Source organism: Cupriavidus sp. P-10 (genome assembly GCF_003402535.2).
GTDB lineage: Bacteria > Pseudomonadota > Gammaproteobacteria > Burkholderiales > Burkholderiaceae > Cupriavidus.
Map to the genome: position 1 here is coordinate 929,130 of NZ_AP025171.1, position 15,841 is coordinate 944,970.

Below are 15,841 nucleotides of genomic sequence, written 5' to 3' on the forward strand. Positions count from 1 at the left end.
TGTTGTGCTACGGCTCTGCGCCTAAGTCTGTAAGATGGCGCCCATCACCACAATGCGGCGCTGGATATAAAGCCATAACCATCAGGAATGTGAGGCAATGGAGACGCGGGATCTGGACTACATCCTCGCCGTGGCAACGCACGGCGGCATCGGCAGGGCGGCGGAGGCCCTCGGGATCAGCCAGCCGGCCCTGACCAAGGCGGTGCAGCGGGTGGAGGCGCAGGCCGGGCTGCCGCTGTTCGAGCGTACCGCCAACGGCATGACCGCCACTTACGCCGGCGCGCGCTTCCTGGAGCGGGCGCGGCGCATCCGGCTGGAGTATGAGGACGGCATCAAGGAAATGCTCGGTATCCGCACCGGCGAGCAGGGCGTGCTGCGGGTCGGCTATTCGCCGTCGATTCCGGGTGGCGTGATCCTGGGCGCGTGCCAGCAGCTGATGCGTGAGCGCCCGGTCGCGCGGCTGCGCTTGCGGCGCCGGCTGGCGCGGGACGTGCTGGACCTGCTGGCCGCCGGCGAACTCGATCTCGCGGTGGCGCCGGTGCAGGCTTCAACGGACTTTGCGGTGGAGCCGCTGTTCGACGACCGGCTGGTGGTGGTGGCCGATCAGGGCCACGCGCTATTGCGCCGGCGCAAGCTGCGGCTGGTGGACCTGGCCGACCAGGAATGGCTGCTGCCGGAGGCGCATATCACGCTGCGGCAGCAGGTCGATGCCGCCTTCCGCCAGCGCGGCCTGCCGGCGCCGCAGCCGCGCGTCGAGATCGATTTCGGCAGCCCCTCGCTGTTCGCGCTGATTCAGGGTACGCAGATGCTGAGCATCGCCAACGAGGGCGGCGACGCCATGCAGCACGGCCTGCGCGCGCTGCCGCTGGAAGTGGAAGAGCTGGACCTGCGCCGGCGGATCGGCGTGCTGACCCGCGCCGGCGCGTACCTGTCGCCGCTGGCGCAGCGCCTGACGACGCTGCTGCGCGAGCACAGCCGCTGAGCGCGCTGAAGGTTATTGCAGCGGGATCCTGGCGACCGCCGCCAGCCGCTTCCAGCGCACGATCTCGTCCTTCTGGTATTGCAGCATTTCCGCCGGCGACGACAGGATCAGCTTGGTCGACTGGCGTGTGTAGTACTCGCGCACGTCGGGCGCGTTGCCAGCCTGCGTGAACAGGTCCTGCAGCCGCTTCACCACCGCCGGCGGGGTCTTGGCGGATATCGCCGCGGCCACCCAGTTGTACGCCAGGAAATCCGGCAGGCCGGCCTCGACGATCGACGGCACGTCCGGCAACAGCGGCGAGCGCTGCGGCGCGGTATAGGCCAGCGCCCGGACCTTGCCGCCGCGCACCAGTTCGATTGCGCCGGTGGCATCGACCACGGCAAAGTCCACGTTGGCCGCCATCACGCCGTTGATCGCATCGCCCGCGCCCTTGTAAGGCACCGCGGTGGTCTTGATCTTCGCCAGCTCGTTGAACCATTCGCTGTACAGCGTGTACGAGATCGAGCCCGTGCCGTAATTGAGCGCGCCGGGCCGCTTGCGCGCGTCCTCCAGCAGTTCCGCCAGTGTGCGGTAGGGCGAGCCGGCCGGCACGATGACCACGCACGGCCCGCGCGACAGCAGCGTGATCGGCGCGAAATCCGTCAGCGGGTCATACGGCAGCTTGCGGAAGGTGGCGGCGTTGGTCGACAGCGTGGAATTGCTGCCGATAAACACCGTGTAGCCGTCGGCCGGCGCGTTCAGCGCGGTCTGCACGCCGATAAAGCCGTTGCCGCCTGGCTTGTTCTCGACCACTACGCCCTGGCCGGTCAGCTCGCCGATCTTCTTGGCGAACATGCGCGCGGTGGTGTCGGTGCCGCTGCCTGCCGGGAACGGCACGATAAAGCGCATCGGGCGCGTGGGGAAGGCGTCTTCGGCAGCAAACGCCGGCAGCGTTGCGATGCCGGCCAGTGCCGCGGCGGCGAGGCCGAGGAAGCGGCGTCGCGAACGGTAAGGCTGTTGCATGGTGTCTCCTTTCGGTCGGAAAAACCCGGCGTGTTCCCGCCGGTGCGAGAAGTCGGTCACTCAGCGGCGCAGGCCGAGCAGGTCGCGCGCGATCACCCAGCGATGGACTTCGCTGGGCCCTTCGTAGATGCGCATCAGCCGGGTCTCGTTGGCCATCTGCTGCAGCGGCAGTTCCTTGGTCATGCCCATCGCGCCGAAGGTCTGCATCGCCTGGTCGATCACTTCCCACGCCATTTCGGTGGCGAAGACCTTGATCATCGAGACCTGCGTGCGCGCCTCTTCGCCGGCATCGATGCGGCTGGCGGCTTCATAGGTCATCAGGCGGCAGGCATGGATGCGCGTGGCGGCGTCCGCCACCCACCACTGGACCGCCTGGCGCTGTGCCAGCGGCGCGCCGAAGGTCTGCCGCTGCGGCGCGTATTCGCAGATCATGTCGAGCGCGCGCTGCGCCCGGCCGATGCACCACGCGGCCATCTGCACCCGGCGCGTGGACAGGCGCGCCTGCATCGGCGCAAAGCCCTGGCCTTCGGTGCCAAGCAACTGCGTGGCGGGGACGCGGCAGTCTTCCAGCACGACTTCATAGGTGGAATGGCCGCCGATCATCGGGATGCGGCGCTCCACGCGCAGGCCGGGCGTGCCGCGCTCGACGATAAAGGCCGAGATGCCGCCGCGCGCGCCCTTCGCCTTGTCGGTCACGGCCATCACGATGGTCCAGTCGGCGCGCGCCGCGCGGCTGATCCAGATCTTGCGGCCGTTCAGCACCCAGTGGTCGCCGTCGCGTTCGGCGCGCGTGGTCATCATGGCGGGGTCGCCCCCGGCGCCGGGCTCGGAAATGGCGATGGCCGATACCGTTTCGCCGCGCGCATACGGGTCCAGGTAGCGCTCGCGCTGGGCGTCGTTCGCGGTCAGCATCAGCATGCGCAGGTTGGGCGAATCCGGCGGCAGATCGTAGGGCGTGATGGTCTTGCCGAGTTCTTCGTTGACGCCGACCATCGCCACCACGGGCAGGTCGGCGCCGCCCATCTCCGTGGGCGCATCCAGTCCCCACAGGCCAAGCTCGCGCGACAGGCCGTCAAGGCGTGCGTGTTCTTCCGGCAGCAGCGCGTGTTCTCCGCCACTGGCCTCGCGGGCCAGCACCGCCGGCTCCAATGGGATCAGCTGGTCGCGCACGAAGCGCGCGACCAGGTCCTTGAGCATGCGGTGTTCTTCATCGAGCTGGAAATTCATGCGTGTCTCCTTGTTATTCCTGAGCGCCGGCGTGTGTGCCGGCATGCGCGGCGGGCAGGGCGATACCGGCTTCCTGCAAGACCTCGGCGGTGTGTTCGCCGAGCGCCGGCGCATGGCGGCGCAAGGACAGCGGCGTGGCCGAAAAGCGCGCGGCCGGGCGCACTTCGCGCAGCGGGCCTTCGGTGGGGTGCTGCGTCGCCTGGAACAGGCCCACGGCTTGCAGGTGCGGATGATCGACCAGCGCATCGAGCCCGTAGATCGGCGTGGCGGGGATGTCGAGCGATTCGAACAGCACCATCCATTCGTCGGTGCTGCGCTCAGGCGTCAGCTCGGCCAGGTGCCCGTACAGCGCGCGGATATTGGCATTGCGCTGCGCGCGGTCGCTGACTTCATAGCGGTCGGCAAGGTCGTCGCGGCCGACCGCGCGGAAGAAGGCTTGCCAGTGGCGCTCGGTATAGGGCAGCGCGCAGATCCAGCCGTCGCGCGTCGGCGCCGGGCGGCGGCCGCCTTGCAGCAGACGCGCATAGCCGGCGCCGGCGGGAGCGGGGTCGAAGGTCAGGCCACCCAGGTGCTCGGTCATCACGAATGCGGCCATGGTCTCCAGCATCGGCACTTCGACCGACTGGCCCACGCCGTGGCGTTCCCGATGCAGCAGCGCGGCCAGCACCGCGTTGGCCAGCGCCAGCCCGGTGGTCTTGTCGGCGATCAGGCTGGGCACGTATTCCGGCCGCTCGCCTGTGCCGGCGCCCAGCGCCACCAGTCCGCAGCCCGCCTGGATGATGTCGTCGAAAGCGGGCTTGTCGCGATGCGGGCCGTCCTGGCCGAAGCCTGTGGCCACGCAATAGACGATGCGCGGGTTGATGCGCGCGACCGCCTCGTAGCCAAAGCCCAGCCGCTCGATCGCCGCCACGCGCATGTTGTGCACCAGCACGTCTGCGCCGGCGATCAGCGCGCGCAGCGCTGCAACGCCCTCGGGGGTCTTCAGGTCGAGTACGACCGAGCGCTTGTTACGGTTCAGCGCCAGGTAGATCGAGCTCATGCCGGCGTGCTGCGACACGCCGTTGGCGCGCATCAGATCGCCTTCCGGACCTTCGATCTTGATCACGTCGGCGCCGAAGTCGGCCAGCACCTGCGTGGCCAGCGGGCCGAGCACGACCGACGTGAGATCCAGCACGCGGATGCCGTCGAGCGGGCCGGCGGGCGTGGCAGGGGTGTGGTGTTCAGGCACGGACGGCTCCTTAGCGGCGGTGGAATACCGGCGTACGGCGTTCCGCCATCGCTGCCACGCCTTCGCGGAAATCGTCGCTGCGGAACTGCCCACGCTGGATGGCCAGTTCGCGCTGGTTGACCTCGGCGATGCGGTCGGCCAGCCCCTCGCGCAGCGTGGCGCGCGTGGTTTCCACCGCCAGCGGCGCGGAGGCGGCGATCTCCTGGGCGAGCGCCATGGCGCGGTCGTTGACTTCAGCCTTGGCCACCAGTTCATCGGCCAGGCCGATGGCGACGGCGTCGCTACCGGAGATGCGGCGGCCGGTATAGAACAGCAGCGCGGCCTGCTGCTCGCCGACCAGCCGCGGCAGCGTCACGCTGAGGCCGAAGCCGGGGTGGAAGCCGAGCCGGTTGAAATTGGCGCTGTAGCGTGCCTCGGGGCAGGTCACCCGGAAGTCGGCCACCAGTGCCAGGCCCAGCCCGGCGCCAATGGCGGCGCCTTCGACCGCGGCGACGATGGGCTTGCGGTTGCGGTAGAGCTTCATCGCATGCACGTAGAAACCGGCCGGGTCGTTGGCGATCTCGCCCTGGCCGGCGCCGCTGAAGTCGGCGCCGGCGCAGAACGCGCTGACCCCGGAGGCCAGCACAATGGCGCGGCAGCTGGCGTCGTCGTCCAGGGCCAGCAGGGTGTCCGCGAGGCGGCGCATCACGTCGGCATCGACAAAGTTGTGCGGCGGACGGGACAGCACAATGCGGGCGACGTGGCCGTCGCGGCTCAGCTGGATGTCGGCATTGGATGACATGCGGGGCGCTCCTCAGTGTTGTGGGCCGGCGCAGGTCCGGCGGAGCACTCAGTATTCGCGCTGCCGCGCCTCGCCGCTATACTCGGATTTCGCTTACTGAAATTATGCGGAGATGGCTGATACAGCACCCGAAGCGGTGTCGACGCGCCGCGTGACCCACCAGACCGGCCGCTTTACCCGCGACACCGCTGGCAGCCAGTCGCTGGAGCGGGGGCTGGTACTGCTGCGCGCCTTCCGCGTCGGGACCACCAGCCTGACCAATGCCGAGCTGGCGGCGCGCACCGGCCTGCCGCGGCCGACCGTCAGCAGGCTGACGCGATCGCTGGTGGACGCCAGCTTCCTGCGCTACGACGTCAACGAACGCGCCTACCGGCTGGCGCCGGTGGTGCTGAGCCTGGCCGATGCCTTCCGCCACGCCAACCGCGCCGCGGATATTGCGCTGCCGCTGATGCGCAAGGTGGCAGAGGCCGACAAGGTCAACGTGGGACTGGCCGTGGGCGACAAGCTCGACATGGTGTACCTGGCCTCGATCCGCCACAGCCGCGACAGCGTCTCGCGCACGCGGCGCGTGGTGCCGGGCACGCGCGTGCCGATGGAGCTGACCTCGATCGGGCTGGCGTGGCTGGGAGCGCAGCCGGATGGTGTGCGGGAAGACATGCTGGAAGGTATTGCCGCGCGGCAGGGCGAGGCCTGGCCGGCCATGCAGGCACGCGTGCTGCAGGCGATCGAGCAGTCGCAACAGCGCGGCTTTTGCACCGCCGCATACCAGCAGGGGCATTTGCTGGCGGTGGGCGCGGCGTTCCGTGGCCCCGACCAGCAGCTCTATGGCCTGAACATCAGCTTTCCGTATTCAGCCAGCGAGCGCAGGCGCGACAACGCCCGCTATGCGGTAAAGCTGGCGCGGCTGATGGACGATATCCAGTCGGCGTGGCAGCGCGCCGGCGGCGGCTAGCGCCGGGCTCAGTACACCGGCGCCATGCCGGCGGGCCGGTTCTTGAAGCGCCGGTGGACCCAGTAGTACTGCTCCGGCATGGTCGCGATCTGCGATTCCAGGAAGGCATTCATGCGGCGCGAATCCTCCTCCACGGAGCCGGACGGAAAGCCCTCCAGCGGGTCGAAGATGCGGAGGCGGTAGCCGCGGTAGTCGGGCAGCACCTCGGTGGTAAAGGGCACCACGCGCGCGCCCGTCATGCTGGCCAGCCGCGAGGCCGACGTCAGTGTGCACGCCGGCACGCCGAAGAACGGCACGAACACCGAATCGGCCAGGCCGAAGTCCATGTCCGCCGCCAGCATGACCGGGCAGCCGGAGCGCAGCGTGCGCACCACCTGCTTGCCGCTGCCGCTGCGCGGGATCATCTCGGCACCAAAGCGCCCACGCTGCGTGCGCGCGATTTCTTCCAGCAGCGGGCTCGACATCTTGGTGTACAGCGATGCGACCGGGTGGCGGATCGAGTAGAACATGCACCCCGCTTCGATCGCGACGAAGTGGAAACCCAGGAAGATGGTTGGTTGCTCGGTGCAGGTGGACAGGTCGATGCGGGTGTCCAGTTCGATCAGCTTGTCCAGCCGCCCGGCATCGCCAAACCATTGCACGCCGCGCTCCAGGTAGCTGCGCATGACATGGCCGAAGTGGCGCCGCGCCAGCTGCTGCCGGGCGGCTTCGTCCATGTCCGGGAAGCACAGGGCCAGGTTGGTCAGCACGATGCGGCGCCGGCGGCTGGGGATCTGGTACAGCAGCTTGCCGATAGCGTCTCCCAGGCGCGCGGTCAAGCCGTAAGGCAGCGCCGCGAGGAGCTTGAAGACAGTGACGACTAGTGCGGCCCGGAGCCGATGGGTCATGAGGATCCTGTGGAGCGGTGGCGGCAGCGCGGCGTTCCGCCGGGCGGCTGCACGGTAATGATTGGGCGCCACGACAGGTGGCGGACGAGGGCGGGCGGGGCGCGCGCGGTCGGCAAGAGCAATGGCTGGCGGCCCGGCACGGCGATGGGCAACGCCTGGCGCGCACGGTGTGCGCGTCGGAACGTACGGAATGGGAGCGTTAGCGCGCAGTTGCGCTGCGAAGCGCGCACTGTAGCACGTTGCGACAGGCGGGCATGTACCGAGGTGTTACAACGTCGAAAAGTGTCCGCCACGCAACATCATGCGGGTGGCGCATGGCTTGACGCCCGGCTTCGGCGCCGCGCGCTCAGTGCTTCAGCTCGCCCAAGTAGTAGTTGATTTCCGCCAGCAGCGTATCGTGGAATTCGGCCGGCAGGGCGCGGTCGTCGGTCAGAGCCAGCAACTGGTCGACGCGCACGCGGAAGCGCCGCTCCACCCCGGCCTGGGCCGCCGGCGGCAACCCGGCGGCCAGGGCGCCGAGCAGTTCCCGTATCACCAGAAGGCGCGCGCCGTACTGGACCATGGCATCGCCCTGTGTCTTGAGGCTGGTGGCCAGCGGGTCCGGGCTGGCCGGTGCCACGGGCGCGGTGATGGCCGGCGCCACGGGCGCGGTGATGGCCGGCGCGGGGGGCACGGCATGCGCTGGTGCCAGGTGGCGTGCGTCGTTGGCGGCCTGGGGCGGCGTCGCGGCGCCAAGTATGCGGGACAGCAGGTTGATCCTGAACATCGGCAGGGCTCCCCGAGGGCAATCGTGAACGCCGCGCATGCGCGCGGCCGGCCGGTCTGGCTGACTTGCATATCTTGGAACGCCGTGGCGGCGCTGACAGTGCGGCAGGAAACAATGCCTGCCACCGGCGCGCGTTCAGGCCACTGTGCGCGCGACCGCCTTGCGGCCCTTGCCGGCACGCGCGGGCGGCAGGCACAGGCCGCAAACGAAATGCCGGCGCAGGCCATAGGCGTGGACCACGTAGTCGCCTGCGCAGCGACGGCAGCGCGCCAGCTGGAGCATGCCGTTCTCGTGAAAGCGCACCAGCGTCCAGGCGCGGGTAAAGCTGAGTTCCGCGGGTTCCCCGGTCACGGACAACTGCTCCCGGTAGACGCGGTAGCCCGACAGCACCGCGCGGATACCGGCCAGCCCGCCGGCGTCGCGCATGAATCGATAGGCGTTGAGCAGCATCGATGCATGGGCGTTGGGGCGCCATGTCACGAACCAGTCGGTGGAATAGGGCAGCATGCCCTTGGGCGGCGATTTCCCGCGCAGCTCCTTGTACAGCCGGACCAGCCGCACCCGCGGCAACGTCAGCGCCGATTCCAGCACCTGCAGGCGCGCACCCAGCCCAATCAGTTCGATGGCCAGCCGGATTTGCTCGACGTCATGCAGCATGCTCTTGCTGGTGGGCGGCGAAGACGAGGGTGGCGGGTCTGTGTCGGGGCGCAAGTCCATCGTTTCCTGAATGTTTCGCTGAATAGCGATGGATTCTATGGATGGCCGTTTTGTCATAACTCTGATATGCATCAAGAGTCGCTTCCCGGCCGGGTGTGTAGGAGAAGTGCCCACACGGTATAGGACGGACGCCGATTTTGCCTGTACACCCATGCGCTACCCTTCAAGAACACGTAAACGACTCGGGAGCAACCCATGGCTGCGAACTTCCTCATCAGGCAGACGCCCCAAGGCTGGGAACTGACGGTCGAAAGTGCGCGCAAGGGCCTGGTTCATTGCGAGGACCGGGACGTCGCCGTCAATATCGGCAAAGCCGCGGCAAAGCGGTGTGGTGTCGGGCTGATCGTGCAGGAAGATCCGGACGGCTGCGAGTCCGCGATAGGATTTACGGAGTCACTGGCCGCCTGAAGCGACGCAGCATCGGCGACGCAACATCGGGGATCCATTGCTGGACCCCATTGAGAAAATCCGGGATTTCCAGGCATCGCAAGGATGCTTACAACGGCGGGCGCTTTTTACAGGGCGCCCGCCGTTGCATTGGGTGACTTGCAGTCGCGCGCAATGGCGCGCGATGACTGTCGCAGTGGTACGGAACTTGCGCCCTCTGGCAACTGGTGCGGCGCGGTGGCATGCCGCCGCCGCAGTTCCCATCCGGCAGTTCCAATCCGCAGGAGATCAACCATGCATCCATTCCGGAATGAAGGCAGCAACTCGTGGTGGCGCGACGAAGAGGCGCCGCGGCGCGACCGTGCGGACGACCCGCGAGGCTATGGCGAGGGACGCTACGGGCAATCGGGCGGGCCGGCCCGCGACTACGGCGAAGGCCGCTACGAGGGCCGCCAGCGCCATGGCGGCGATGTGCGGGGTCAGGGCTATTACGGCAGCCGCCAGGAAGGTCAGGGCGGCCAGGGCGGCGGAGAAGACTGGCAGCGGTCCGGCCAGCGCGCGCCGTGGGACGACGATGAAGCGTGGCGCGGCAGCGCCTCGGACCAGGGCGGCAACGTGCGCGATGAGTGGGGCGAAAGCCGCCGCGGCGGCCAGGCGATGACCGGTCGCCAGGGTGGGATGGCTTCGAGCGGTAGCGAGTATGACCAGGGCTACGGCATTTCCGAGCGGCCGGGTTCGGCCGGGCGCAGTGCCGGCGATTTCGGCAGGCAGGGCGCGGGTGAACGGCGGTTTGGCCGGCAGCTGCGCGGGCGCGACCGCGTTGGCCCGAAGGGCTACCAGCGCAGCGACGATCGCATCCGTGAAGAAATCTGCGAGCGCCTGGCCCATGCGCCCCATGTCGATGTGCAGGACGTTGAGGTAGAAGTGGAGAGCGGGGTGGTGCGCCTGAGCGGCAACGTGCGCGATCGCCGCCAGAAGTACTGCATTGAAGACATTGCCGACGACGTGTTTGGCGTGCGTGAAGTCCACAACGGGATCCGGATGGGCTCGGCCGGACCGTTCGGCGTTTCGGGCCTTTCCGAGGGTGTAGGCGAGACGCGGAACACAGCTTCCGGCGCGGCCGGGCAAGGCCATGTCAGCGGTATCAGCAGTGCCGGCAGCGCGACCGGGTCGACCGCCAGCAGCTATGGCGGCGGCATGGAAGCGGGCAGTGGCGGCCCGGGTGCCGGCCGCGACAGCACCGGCGGCACGACGCGCCCCTGATTTCGCGCGGCGTCAAGCCACCGGAAAGCGGGGCTGCGCCGCTGGCGCGGCCCCGTCCGCTTTCACACCTCGCGACGCGGCGCGTCGGGCGATTCCTCCGGCGGCAAGCGGTCGTCGGCCTCGCTGCGCGGCTGCGCCATGCGGCGATGCTGCTCGGCCAGCACGTCCGCCGGGGTGACCATGGCAATCGCCGCTCGCAGCTTGTTCTGCCAGCCGGTGATGACTTCGCCTTCGCCGCGCATCATCGAATCGAAGCCGGTCCGTGCGACCTCGGCGGCATCGGCCTTCTTCTGCTGGCCGATCCGGGTGTCCAGCAGGTCCGCGCGCTCGAAAAACTCGGTCTCGGTCGCGCCGGGCATCAGGCAGGTCACGGTCACGCCGGTGCCCTGCAACTCGTGCCGCAGGGCGTACGAGAACGAATCCAGGAACGCCTTGGTGGCGTTGTACACCGCCTGGTAGGTGCCCGGCATGAAGCCGGCAATCGACCCCGTGATCAGGATGCGCCCGCTGCGCTGCTCGCGCATGCGCTGGCCAACCCGGTGCAGCAAATGGACGGTGCCGGTCACGTTGGTTTCCAGCACGTGCTGGATATCGGCAAAATCCTGATCCAGGAACGCGTGGCCGAGACCGCGGCCGGCATTGGCGCAGAGCACGTCGACGCGGCGGTTTTCGCAGGCCGCGCACAACTGCTCGATGCCGGCCGGCGTGGACAGGTCCGCCACCAGCGCTTCTACCTGGGCACCCTCGTCACGGAGTTGCGCGGCGGCAACTTCGATCTGCGGCTCATCGGCGGCGATAACGAGGTCATAGCCGTACCGCACGCAGCACCGCGCCAGTTCATAGCCGATGCCTGACGAGGCGCCGGTGATCACGGCAAGCAAGCCGGTGCGGACATGGGAGGGGGCAGGAGTGGGAGCAGGAGAGGGAGCAGGAGTGGAAGCAGGAGAGGGAGCAGGAGAGGGAATGTCAGCCATGATGGCCTCCGGGGACTGCGCAGCGGAGGACATTCTTACCGCCGCGTTGTAAGGTTTGGCGACACATGGCGCCAGCGGGACTTGCCTCAGCCCACGCGCCGCCAGGCATGTATGCCGAACCAGACCCCGAGCAATGCCACGATCGTCGCCAGCAGAGCCAGCGCCGCGCATGCCGCCGGCGCCAGCGAGCCGAACCAGGCAAAGGCATCGGTGCGCCGCCACAGCACCCAGGCGAGCGTGGCCGCCATCAGTACCAGAGCGGTCTGCGTCAGCGCTTCGACCACGCGCATGGGGCCGCGGGCGGTGCTGTCCAGGGGATCGCGGCGGGCTTCCGCGGCAATGACTTCGGGGTCTTCCATGGCGTTGCGCTCAGGAGGGCGGATGCCATGGTCGTGCAAGTCCCGTTCCCGGACGGGAATTACGCTGGCACAGGCTTCAGGCGGGTCAGAAGACGCCCAGCGCCAGCCCGGCGGCCAGCCCTTCGCCCAGTTCCGCGCAGCGCGCCAAGTCCTCCGCACCGATCTGCTTGGGCGCGAGAATGCGCTCCGGCGTCTGTGCGTGCGTGCAGACGATCAGCCCGGGCGCAACGGGGTTGAGGCGCCAGCCCGTGGCAATGCGGTCTACCTGCCGCAGTGCGTTCTGGCCATCGCTGCCGGCGCAGATCATGGCGGCGTAGGGACGGCCGTTGATGCGGTCCAGCACGGGGTAGTAACAGCGGTCGAAGAAGTCCTTCATCATCCCCGCGATGGCGGCGAGGTTCTCCGGCGTGGCGAACAGGTAGCCATCGGCGGCCAGCACATCGTCGGGCCCGGCCTCGGCCGCACGCTTGAGCACCACCACGACGCCCTCCTGCGCACGCGCGGCCGCCGCGGCTGCCTCGGCCATCTGGCGGGTGCCGCCGGTCATGGTGTGGTAGACGATCAACAGCGTTTTCATGCTTGCGTGCAGGGCGGGATGCGCGAACCCACTGTAGCACGCCGGGCGCCAGTGGCGACCTGGGAACTTTTACAACGCACCGGCGGACTGACCGGCATGGGCGCCGGCGTTAAAATGTGGCGCCTGTGTAGTTTCCGCCCCCGGTCCAGGAGTTTCCAAGATGCCTTCGCCGCGCTCGTCGCTTTCTCCGCGTTCCTTTTCTACCGCGCTTGCGCTGGTGCTGTCGCTTGGCTGCGCAGCGGCCGCTCAGGCCGCGGACGACGCGCCGAAGCCACGCGGACGCGACGAGGCTCCTGAAGCCCCCATTGCCTGCATGAAGGCGGTCAAGGCTGCGCTGCCCAACCCGGGCAGCTTCAAGTGGGTCAGTGCCAAGACCCGCAAGGTCGCGGAAGACGCCTACAGCGTGGTTGGCGATGTCGAATACGTCGCGCAGGACGGCGCGGCGCGCAAGGCCAAGGTGCAGTGCGACGTGATGCGCGCGCCCGGCAACCAGTTCGTAGTGCCCAAGGTTCGGCTGCCGCAGTAGCTCCAGCCGGGGAAGTCCAGGCACCTGCCGCACTGCGCGGCGTGATGCAAAGAAATGTGGATGCTGTCCATTTTCTTTGCTAGTCTATGTGTACGGCATCCACAAATGCCCGTGCCGGGCCCGTTGGCCGCAAACGCAAGGAGACTCCGAATGAAGACCGAAGCTCAGAAGGAACACCGCTGGCTGCAACGGCTGGTGGGCGAATGGATGGCCGAAGGCGAGGCCGTGATGGGACCGGACCAGCCACCGCAGAAATGGCAGATTCCCGAGCGGGTCACCGGCGTTGGCGAGCTCTGGGTACAGGGCACGGCGCAAGGCGACATGCCCGGCTGCGGCCCCGCCACCACCGTGATGACACTGGGCTACGATCCCGCCCGCAAGCATTTCGTCGGCACCTTCATCGGCTCGATGATGACCCACCTGTGGGTCTACGAGGGAGACCTCGACGCCGGCGGCCAGCAGCTGACGCTGCGCGCCGAGGGACCAGATTGTTCGGGCAATGGCCGCACGGTCCAGTACCGCGATGTGATCGCCTTCAAGGATGACAATGAACGGACGCTGACGTCATTCATGCAGGGCGAGAACGGCGAGTGGACCGAGATCATGAAAGCCACGTACCGCCGCAAGCGCTAGTGCGGCGCCCGTTCCTGCCGCTCAGGTGCGCTCTCCCGTGGCATGGGCGACGCGCGCCAGCCGGCGCCCGGGACCGCCAGGGCCGCGATGCTGGTCGTCCTGCGGGCTTTCCTGCGGGCTTTCCTGTTGGCTTTCCTGTTGGCTTTCCTGTTGGCTTTCCTGTTGGCTCACCGGCCGCTGCCGTTCCGCCTTGTGGCGTTCGGCATTGCGCCGCCGCCGGCGCCGCAGCAACAGCAGTATCGACGCCGGCAGCAGAAGCACCAGCGCCAGCAGCGCAAAAGTCGCCGGCCCCGGGTTGCGCGCCACGGCGGCGACGCGGTCGACCAGGAAGGCCGAGATCACGATGCCCGGCAGCATCCCCAGCGCCGTGCCCACCAGGCAGTCGCGCAGGCTGATGCGCGACGCGCCGACCACCAGGTTGACCAGCGAGAACGGCGCGATCGGCACCAGCCGCAACACCACCATCGCCAGCACGCCGTGCCTGCCGAGCTGGTGGCTGACCCGGTTCAGCCGCCGGCCGCCGAAGCGGCGCACAGTATTGCGGCCGAGCAGGCGGCCCGCCAGGTAGCCCGCGCCGGTGCTCAGCATGGTGCCACCCAGCGCCAGCGCGGCGCCATAGAGCGGCCCGAACACCACCACGGTCACGAGGATCAGCAGCGTGACCGGCAGCATGGTCACCGCCCCGGCCAGGTAGACCCCCATCATTGCCAGCGGCGCCATGGGCATGTCGTCCAGGCGCTCGACCACGGCCAGCAGCGCGCGGAAATCCGCCCATTCGCGCAGCGGCGTGTAGCGCCAGGCGAAGGCGAGCCCGGCCAGCACCAGCGCCAGCGCCACCATCACGCCGACACGGCCTACCACGCGTGGGCGCGCTTCGTGGCTGACGAATTCGGCCAGCACCTGGTCGCTGTCGATGGGCTCGATCGGGTCGAGCAGGTGGTCGGCCGGGGAAGCGGCGTCGAGGTCGTCCGGCAGCGGGGGCTCGTAGTCTTCCAGCGTGCGGCCGTCGTCACGCTGCAGCGCGCGGATGGCCGCCAGCAGGCTGCGCGTTTCGGCCACCTTGGCCTGGAAGGCCTCGGGCGCGATCTCAAGGTGCTCGCCCAGCAGCCGGGACCGCATGGCAGCGATGGCTTCGCGCACGCGCGGGTCGCCGCCTGAGGTCACCACCACATTGCACTCGGTGTCCAGCCCCAGCGAGCGGTTGCTGAGGTTGGAAGAACCAATGGTCAGGAAATCGTCGTCGATCACCGTTACCTTGCTGTGGACGTTGACGCATTCGGGCAGCAGCCCCGGTATCGTCGGGCAAAACAGGTGAAAGCGGTTGCCTGTGTCCGCCGCCCGCAGGCGCCGGTACAGGCGCGCGCGCAGCACGCCCATGCTGTGCGCCTCCAGCCAGCCGCTCTCGTTGCGTCGCGATACCAGCACGATATCGGGGCCATTCTCACGCCCCAGCCGTCCGGCCAGCGCCTTGGCGATCTCGCCCGAGCTGAAGTACTGGTTCTCCATGTAGACGCTGTGACGGGCCGACGCAATGGCGTCGCGCAGCAGCATGCGGATCTCGCTGACGCCGGGCTCGTCTTCGCACATGGGCATGGTGCGGGCGATGCCGACGCGCACGTCGGTCAGTTCCGGCTTCAGGCTGGGTGGCCACGGGTCCGCGGAGGTCTCTGCCATCGCCGAGGCCGGACGCGACCTGCGTCCGGTCGCGCGCAGCCAGCGATCCGCGCACAGGATGGCGAGCGCGGCGGCGGCCTGGCCATCGAGCACGCACTGGACGTCATGGAAGGGCGGGTAGGACTTGCCTTCGGCCATGCGCAGCGGTGCGCCGGGCGCGTGGTTGTTGTCGTCCCAGCGGCGCAGCGTCAGGTCCAGCCCGCCGACAAAAGCGACCTTGCTGTCGATCGCCACCACCTTCTGGTGGTGCGAGGCGCCGGGCGGATGGTTGCCGTCGAGCCGGAACGACAGGTGCCGGTGCGCCTGCCAGTGCGCGCTGGCCGACGGCAGCCATTCGCGCTCCATCGCCATCACCATGGCGTAATCCCAGCTCAGGATATAGATGCGAAGGTCGGGACGGCGGTCCGCCAGTGCGCAGAGGAAGTCGCGCAGCCCGTCAGGCAGGCCGTCCTGCGCGCCGTCGGGCACGAGTTCCATGCGGCTGTCGATGTCCCAGCCGAGGATAAAGATGGTGTGCTCGGCGCGCGGCAACGCTTCGCGCAGCGCGCGGAAATACGCGTCGCCGTCGACGAGCATGGCAAAGCGCTGGCACGGCTCGACACGCCAGCAGTTGCGCCCGGGCTCCAGTGTGAAGGCGGGCGGTTCCTGCAATTCATGCGGAGTGTCCGGCGCTGGCCGCGTCGGGGTGCCGGGCGGAATCTGTGGCCTCATGTCGCACGCTCAGGAGGATAAGCCTTAAGCGTCGCGCAAGTTCCATACCGGAGGGTGTGACGGGACTGCCGTGAGCGTTGCGGCCGTGGGAAGCGGCGTCCAGAGGCAGGGAAATAAGATGGGAAGGTGTGCGCGCCGCGTGTGCGCCGCGTGTGCGCTTTACCTGCCTTTGTAAGAACCGCACTGCCGGCGCAA

17 protein-coding genes are annotated in these 15,841 nt (G+C 68.5%); 6 read left to right on the forward strand and 11 right to left on the reverse strand.

Translation table 11 applies throughout. The annotated features are described in order from the left end of the window. The first annotated feature begins 97 nt into the window (after positions 1-97). On the forward strand, positions 98-982 hold the full coding sequence (locus CTP10_RS21305; RefSeq protein WP_116319652.1) for a LysR family transcriptional regulator: 885 nt from the start codon (positions 98-100) through the stop codon (positions 980-982). Between the two features lie 12 nt (positions 983-994). On the opposite strand, the gene CTP10_RS21310 is transcribed toward CTP10_RS21305, so the two are convergent. From CTP10_RS21310 to CTP10_RS21325, 4 genes are read right to left on the reverse strand one after another with little or no spacing between them, the layout of a single operon-like run. After that, on the reverse strand, positions 995-1,984 hold the full coding sequence (locus CTP10_RS21310; protein ID WP_116319651.1) for a Bug family tripartite tricarboxylate transporter substrate binding protein: 990 nt from the start codon (positions 1,982-1,984) through the stop codon (positions 995-997). Between the two features lie 60 nt (positions 1,985-2,044). Further along, a complete protein-coding gene (locus tag CTP10_RS21315) occupies positions 2,045-3,211 on the reverse strand; it encodes an acyl-CoA dehydrogenase family protein (protein WP_116319650.1) in 1,167 nt (388 codons plus the stop codon). Positions 3,212-3,224: 13 nt separating this feature from the next. Further along, a complete protein-coding gene (locus tag CTP10_RS21320; RefSeq protein ID WP_116319649.1) occupies positions 3,225-4,439 on the reverse strand; it encodes a CaiB/BaiF CoA transferase family protein in 1,215 nt (404 codons plus the stop codon). 10 nt (positions 4,440-4,449) lie between these two features. Continuing rightward, positions 4,450-5,220: an enoyl-CoA hydratase/isomerase family protein gene (locus tag CTP10_RS21325; protein ID WP_116319648.1), complete on the reverse strand. Its 771-nt coding sequence runs from the start codon at positions 5,218-5,220 to the stop codon at positions 4,450-4,452. Positions 5,221-5,332: 112 nt separating this feature from the next. Here CTP10_RS21325 and CTP10_RS21330 point away from each other — a divergent pair, with 112 nt between their 5' ends. After that, entirely contained in the window at positions 5,333-6,172 is an 840-nt protein-coding gene (locus CTP10_RS21330; RefSeq protein ID WP_116319647.1) for an IclR family transcriptional regulator, read from the forward strand. 8 nt (positions 6,173-6,180) lie between these two features. Here the strand turns inward: CTP10_RS21330 and CTP10_RS21335 are convergent, their stop codons facing one another. From CTP10_RS21335 to flhC, 3 genes are all read right to left on the reverse strand, one after another. Next, positions 6,181-7,059, reverse strand: a complete 879-nt coding sequence (locus CTP10_RS21335; RefSeq protein WP_116319646.1) for a lipid A biosynthesis lauroyl acyltransferase — start codon at positions 7,057-7,059, stop codon at positions 6,181-6,183. A 346-nt stretch (positions 7,060-7,405) separates the two neighbouring features. After that, positions 7,406-7,825: a hypothetical protein gene (locus CTP10_RS21340; RefSeq protein WP_116319645.1), complete on the reverse strand. Its 420-nt coding sequence runs from the start codon at positions 7,823-7,825 to the stop codon at positions 7,406-7,408. 135 nt (positions 7,826-7,960) lie between these two features. Then, entirely contained in the window at positions 7,961-8,482 is a 522-nt protein-coding gene (flhC, locus tag CTP10_RS21345; RefSeq protein ID WP_233528141.1) for a flagellar transcriptional regulator FlhC, read from the reverse strand. A gap of 255 nt (positions 8,483-8,737) precedes the next feature. Here flhC and CTP10_RS21350 point away from each other — a divergent pair, with 255 nt between their 5' ends. Both CTP10_RS21350 and CTP10_RS21355 read left to right on the forward strand, forming a co-directional pair. Continuing rightward, entirely contained in the window at positions 8,738-8,950 is a 213-nt protein-coding gene (locus CTP10_RS21350) for a hypothetical protein (protein ID WP_116319643.1), read from the forward strand. A gap of 273 nt (positions 8,951-9,223) precedes the next feature. Further along, positions 9,224-10,192, forward strand: coding sequence for a BON domain-containing protein (locus CTP10_RS21355; RefSeq protein ID WP_116319642.1), 969 nt, complete (start codon positions 9,224-9,226; stop codon positions 10,190-10,192). 62 nt (positions 10,193-10,254) lie between these two features. On the opposite strand, the gene CTP10_RS21360 is transcribed toward CTP10_RS21355, so the two are convergent. The 3 genes from CTP10_RS21360 to CTP10_RS21370 all read right to left on the reverse strand — a co-directional run bounded on the left by CTP10_RS21360 (position 10,255) and on the right by CTP10_RS21370 (position 12,102). After that, the gene (locus CTP10_RS21360) at positions 10,255-11,166 is read right to left on the reverse strand and encodes an SDR family NAD(P)-dependent oxidoreductase (RefSeq protein WP_116319641.1); all 912 of its coding nucleotides are present in this window, start codon (positions 11,164-11,166) and stop codon (positions 10,255-10,257) included. Positions 11,167-11,252: 86 nt separating this feature from the next. After that, on the reverse strand, positions 11,253-11,525 hold the full coding sequence (locus CTP10_RS21365) for a hypothetical protein (RefSeq protein ID WP_116319640.1): 273 nt from the start codon (positions 11,523-11,525) through the stop codon (positions 11,253-11,255). 85 nt (positions 11,526-11,610) lie between these two features. Continuing rightward, positions 11,611-12,102 carry a flavodoxin family protein gene (locus CTP10_RS21370; protein ID WP_116319639.1) on the reverse strand — a complete coding sequence of 164 codons (492 nt, stop codon included), beginning with the start codon at positions 12,100-12,102 and terminating at the stop codon, positions 11,611-11,613. A gap of 160 nt (positions 12,103-12,262) precedes the next feature. On the opposite strand from CTP10_RS21370, the gene CTP10_RS21375 reads away from it, so the two are divergent. Further along, positions 12,263-12,628, forward strand: a complete 366-nt coding sequence (locus CTP10_RS21375; RefSeq protein ID WP_116319638.1) for a DUF2880 domain-containing protein — start codon at positions 12,263-12,265, stop codon at positions 12,626-12,628. 150 nt (positions 12,629-12,778) lie between these two features. Continuing rightward, positions 12,779-13,261: a DUF1579 domain-containing protein gene (locus CTP10_RS21380; protein ID WP_116319637.1), complete on the forward strand. Its 483-nt coding sequence runs from the start codon at positions 12,779-12,781 to the stop codon at positions 13,259-13,261. Positions 13,262-13,282: 21 nt separating this feature from the next. Here the strand turns inward: CTP10_RS21380 and CTP10_RS21385 are convergent, their stop codons facing one another. Continuing rightward, positions 13,283-15,646 (reverse strand): VTT domain-containing protein, encoded by a 2,364-nt coding sequence (locus tag CTP10_RS21385; RefSeq protein WP_116319636.1) that lies wholly within the window; start codon positions 15,644-15,646, stop codon positions 13,283-13,285. Positions 15,647-15,841: the final 195 nt, after the last annotated feature.

Excerpts from the sequence above, each read along its gene's own strand:
- CTP10_RS21305 (WP_116319652.1), top strand. The coding sequence starts at position 98 with ATGGAGACGCGGGATCTGGACTACATCCTCGCCGTGGCAACGCACGGC.
- CTP10_RS21310 (WP_116319651.1), bottom strand. The coding sequence starts at position 1,984 with ATGCAACAGCCTTACCGTTCGCGACGCCGCTTCCTCGGCCTCGCCGCC.
- CTP10_RS21315 (WP_116319650.1), bottom strand. The coding sequence starts at position 3,211 with ATGAATTTCCAGCTCGATGAAGAACACCGCATGCTCAAGGACCTGGTC.
- CTP10_RS21325 (WP_116319648.1), bottom strand. The coding sequence starts at position 5,220 with ATGTCATCCAATGCCGACATCCAGCTGAGCCGCGACGGCCACGTCGCC.
- CTP10_RS21330 (WP_116319647.1), top strand. The coding sequence starts at position 5,333 with ATGGCTGATACAGCACCCGAAGCGGTGTCGACGCGCCGCGTGACCCAC.
- CTP10_RS21335 (WP_116319646.1), bottom strand. The coding sequence starts at position 7,059 with ATGACCCATCGGCTCCGGGCCGCACTAGTCGTCACTGTCTTCAAGCTC.
- CTP10_RS21340 (WP_116319645.1), bottom strand. The coding sequence starts at position 7,825 with ATGTTCAGGATCAACCTGCTGTCCCGCATACTTGGCGCCGCGACGCCG.
- flhC (WP_233528141.1), bottom strand. The coding sequence starts at position 8,482 with ATGCTGCATGACGTCGAGCAAATCCGGCTGGCCATCGAACTGATTGGG.
- CTP10_RS21350 (WP_116319643.1), top strand. The coding sequence starts at position 8,738 with ATGGCTGCGAACTTCCTCATCAGGCAGACGCCCCAAGGCTGGGAACTG.
- CTP10_RS21355 (WP_116319642.1), top strand. The coding sequence starts at position 9,224 with ATGCATCCATTCCGGAATGAAGGCAGCAACTCGTGGTGGCGCGACGAA.
- CTP10_RS21360 (WP_116319641.1), bottom strand. The coding sequence starts at position 11,166 with ATGGCTGACATTCCCTCTCCTGCTCCCTCTCCTGCTTCCACTCCTGCT.
- CTP10_RS21365 (WP_116319640.1), bottom strand. The coding sequence starts at position 11,525 with ATGGAAGACCCCGAAGTCATTGCCGCGGAAGCCCGCCGCGATCCCCTG.
- CTP10_RS21370 (WP_116319639.1), bottom strand. The coding sequence starts at position 12,102 with ATGAAAACGCTGTTGATCGTCTACCACACCATGACCGGCGGCACCCGC.
- CTP10_RS21375 (WP_116319638.1), top strand. The coding sequence starts at position 12,263 with ATGCCTTCGCCGCGCTCGTCGCTTTCTCCGCGTTCCTTTTCTACCGCG.
- CTP10_RS21380 (WP_116319637.1), top strand. The coding sequence starts at position 12,779 with ATGAAGACCGAAGCTCAGAAGGAACACCGCTGGCTGCAACGGCTGGTG.
- CTP10_RS21385 (WP_116319636.1), bottom strand. The coding sequence starts at position 15,646 with ATGAGGCCACAGATTCCGCCCGGCACCCCGACGCGGCCAGCGCCGGAC.